The organism is uncultured Amaricoccus sp. (assembly GCF_937858865.1).
Lineage (GTDB): Bacteria > Pseudomonadota > Alphaproteobacteria > Rhodobacterales > Rhodobacteraceae > Amaricoccus.
In genome coordinates this window covers 1-3,358 of sequence record NZ_CALLYO010000056.1, presented here as the reverse complement: position 1 = coordinate 3,358, position 3,358 = coordinate 1, and the positions used below count along the sequence as shown (strand labels likewise).

Sequence of the window (3,358 nt, the reverse complement as noted above, 5' to 3'; positions counted from 1 at the left end):
TCGCCTCGCTCGACGAGGCGCGCAAGGCGGAGATCCTGCCCTATATCGAGCGGCTGCGCGACGAGGCGGAGATCCCGATCGTCTACGTGAGCCACGCCGTCGCCGAGGTGGCGCGCCTCGCCACCGACGTCGTGGCGCTCTCCGCCGGGCGGGTGGTGGCGAGCGGGCCGGCGGGGGACGTCTTCGCCCGGCTCGACCTCGCCGGGCCGGAGGATCGCGACGAGACCGCGGCCCTGGTCGAGGCGGTGCTCGAGGCGCAGGACGAGGCCTTCGGGCTGAGCCGCCTGCGCTCGGCGGGCGGGGTCTGGCACGTCCCGCGCATCGACGCGCCGGTCGGGACGCGCCTGCGCGCCCGGCTGCGCGCGCGGGACGTGATGCTCGCCCTCGATCCGCCGGAGCGGATCAGCGCGCTCAACGTCCTGCCGGCGACCGTGCGCGCGCTGACCGAGGCTCCCGGCAGCGCCGACGCGCTGGTCGAGCTCGACGCCGGCGGCGACCGGCTGCTCGCCCGGGTCACCCGCCGCACCGTCGCCGCGCTCACGCTCGCCCCCGGCAGGCCGCTCTGGGCGGTGGTGAAGTCGGTGAGCTTCGACCGGGCGAACGCGCCGGGACGCGCGCCCACGGCCGGCCCCGGCGCGCGATCGTGAGGGGCCGCGCGGGGTGTCATCCATGGCATTGCGTCGGAACGCGACGCTATGCGCAAGCGTCCGGCCGGATTATGGTCGGACGCCTGAGGTAGCGGCCGGGAGGGAAGATGGATCCGCGGCGTCTCGAGATGACCGTCCTGATGACGCCGGACATGGCCAACTTCTCCGGCAAGGTGCACGGGGGGGCGCTGCTCAACCTGCTCGACCGCGTGGCCTTCTCGCTCGCCTCGCGCTACTCGGGGCGCTATGCGGTGACGCTCTCGGTCGATCAGGTGACCTTCAAGGAGCCGATCAACGTCGGCGAGCTCGTCACCTTCCGCGCCTCGGTCAACTATGCCGGGCGGACGTCGATGGAGGTCGGCATCCGGGTCGAGGCGGAGAACATCCCGACCGGGGCCGTCCGGCATACCAACTCCTGCTATTTCACCATGGTCGCGGTCGACGATGCCGGGCGGCCGGCGGCGGTTCCCGTGCTGGTGGTCGAGACGCCCGCCGCGGCGCGCCGTCACCGGGCCGCGGAGGTCCGGCGGCGGCTCCGCCGCGAGATCGCGGCCGAGCTCGAGCGGGCGGCAGAAGGGACGGAATGAGGGACGGAATGAGGGACGGGCCCTCGGCCGGTCGGCTGCGGCGGGACGCCGCCTTGCGGGAATCTCCCTTCGGGAACTAGCCTTGCTTCAACGACGCGGCTTCGCGTCACGATCCTCGCGCCTGGCCGGCTCGGTGAGCGAGCCGGTGATCGAACGAGTGAGGAGACGCACGATGAAAGCCAGGTCCGGAACCCTCCGGCTCCCAGCCATCCGCCTGTGGGCCATGCTGTTCGCCGCGGTCATCCTGAGCCCGCTGCCGGCGGTCGCGCAGGATGCGCCGCCCGCCGCGGACGAGGTCATGATCCCGGCTTCGCGCGTCCCCTTCTTCCACGACTGGGCGCGCTCGCCTCATGCCAAGCGTGATGCCCGGGCCTTCAACAACTGGAACGAGGACGGCGAGATCCCGGAGACCTGCGCCCGGTGCCATTCGACGCCCGGGTTCCTCGACTACATCGGGGCGGATGGCAGCGCGGCCGGCGTGGTGGAACGCAAGGCGCCGGTCGGGACGGTGATCGGCTGCGGCGCCTGCCACAACGAGACGACGCGGCAGATGTCCGCCGTCACCTTTCCCTCTGGGCTGCGGGTCGAGGGGCTGGGGGCGGAGGCGCGCTGCATGACCTGCCACCAGGGCCGCACGTCGGGCGCCTCCGTCGCGGCGGCGGTGGCCGGGCATGGCGAGGACGCGGTCGTCCCGGAGCTCGAGTTCATCAACGTCCACTATCGTGCGGCGGGCGCGACGCTGATGGGGACGCTGGCGCGCGGCGGCTACGAGTATCCGGGCAGGAGCTATGCCTCGCAGCGCCGCCATGCGGCGCCCTTCAATACCTGCATTTCGTGCCACGAACTGCACACGACGACACCGAGGTCCGAGCCCTGCGCCGCCTGCCATGACGGCGTGACGGACCGCAAGTCGCTGGCGTCGATACGCAAGGGCAAGGTGGATTTCGACGGCGACGGCGACCTGAGCGAGGGCATCGCCGCCGAGGTCGGGCATCTGCACGAGCGTCTGCTCGCGGCGATCCAGAGCTATGCGAAGGAGGTCGCCGGGGCGGCGATCGGCTATGACGGGCATGCCCATCCCTACTTCTTCAACGACTCCGATGCGGACGGCGCGATCGGCGAGGCGGAGGCGAAGATGCCCAACAAGTATGCCTCCTGGACGCCGCGGCTGCTGAAGGCGGCCTACAACTACCAGTTCGTCGCGACGGATCCGGGCGCCTATGCGCATAATGCGCCCTATGTCGTCCAGCTGATGCACGATTCGCTGGCCGATCTGTCGGAGGCGAACGTGCAGGGGCTGGTCCGGCCTTGAGCGACCCGAGGGATCGCGGGCGGGCGGCGGAGGGGGCGGGATGAGCATCTGGTCCTGGGACGGCATCGTGCCGGTCATCGACCCGGGGGCCTTCGTGCATCCCGACGCCACGGTCGTCGGCGACGTGATCGTGGCGGCCGGGGTCTATGTCGGGCCGCAGTGCGTGCTCAGGGGCGACTTCGGGCGCATCGAGATCGGGCAGGGGGCGAACGTGCAGGAGACCTGCGTCGTCCATACCTTCCCGAACCTCGGGGTGGTGGTGGAGCCTTCCGGCCACATCGGGCACGGGGCGGTGCTGCACGGCTGCCGGATCGGGCGGAACGCCATGGTGGGGATGAACGCGGTCGTCATGGACGAGGCGGAGGTGGGGGAGGATGCGATCGTCGGGGCGATGGCCTTCGTGCCGGCGGGGCGGAAGATCCCGGCCCGGAGCCTCGCGGTCGGCTCGCCGGCGCGCGTGGTGCGCGAGCTCTCGGACCAGGAGATCGAATGGAAGACCCGCGGCACCGGGGTCTACCAGCGGCTGGCGCTCGAGGCGCGCTCGAGGCTCGCCCCGGCCGATCCGCTGCCGGCGCCCGAGCCGGGGCGCCGCCGGGTGCGGGCGCCCGACTACGACCCGCTGATCCTCGAGCGGCTGAAGCTCGGCGACTGAGGGCCGCCGGGCACGGGGTGGGCACGCGTGCCCACTTTGGCATGGTATTGTTTTTGCGGGATAATCGAATTTTTTTTTTTGATGGAAACCATCGTTAACGTCGGCTCCGGCCGTGCCGAGGGGGCGGCCGCGCCTCAGCGCACGGCCTTGATGCCCTCGA

General features: G+C 71.6%; 4 protein-coding genes. All 4 read left to right on the top strand.

Annotation, left to right across the window (positions count from 1 at the left end):
* The coding region (locus Q0112_RS01500; protein WP_297970482.1) for a TOBE domain-containing protein at positions 1-647 on the top strand (647 nt) is incomplete at its 5' end.
* Positions 648-754: 107 nt separating this feature from the next.
* Positions 755-1,234, top strand: coding sequence for an acyl-CoA thioesterase (locus tag Q0112_RS01495; RefSeq protein ID WP_297970481.1), 480 nt, complete (start codon positions 755-757; stop codon positions 1,232-1,234).
* A 172-nt stretch (positions 1,235-1,406) separates the two neighbouring features.
* Positions 1,407-2,546 (top strand): cytochrome c3 family protein, encoded by a 1,140-nt coding sequence (locus Q0112_RS01490; protein ID WP_297970479.1) that lies wholly within the window; start codon positions 1,407-1,409, stop codon positions 2,544-2,546.
* A 40-nt stretch (positions 2,547-2,586) separates the two neighbouring features.
* Positions 2,587-3,198, top strand: coding sequence for a transferase hexapeptide repeat family protein (locus Q0112_RS01485; RefSeq protein WP_297970477.1), 612 nt, complete (start codon positions 2,587-2,589; stop codon positions 3,196-3,198).
* The last annotated feature ends 160 nt before the right edge of the window (positions 3,199-3,358 follow it).

Excerpts from the sequence above, each read along its gene's own strand:
- Q0112_RS01490 (WP_297970479.1), top strand. The coding sequence starts at position 1,407 with ATGAAAGCCAGGTCCGGAACCCTCCGGCTCCCAGCCATCCGCCTGTGG.
- Q0112_RS01495 (WP_297970481.1), top strand. The coding sequence starts at position 755 with ATGGATCCGCGGCGTCTCGAGATGACCGTCCTGATGACGCCGGACATG.
- Q0112_RS01485 (WP_297970477.1), top strand. The coding sequence starts at position 2,587 with ATGAGCATCTGGTCCTGGGACGGCATCGTGCCGGTCATCGACCCGGGG.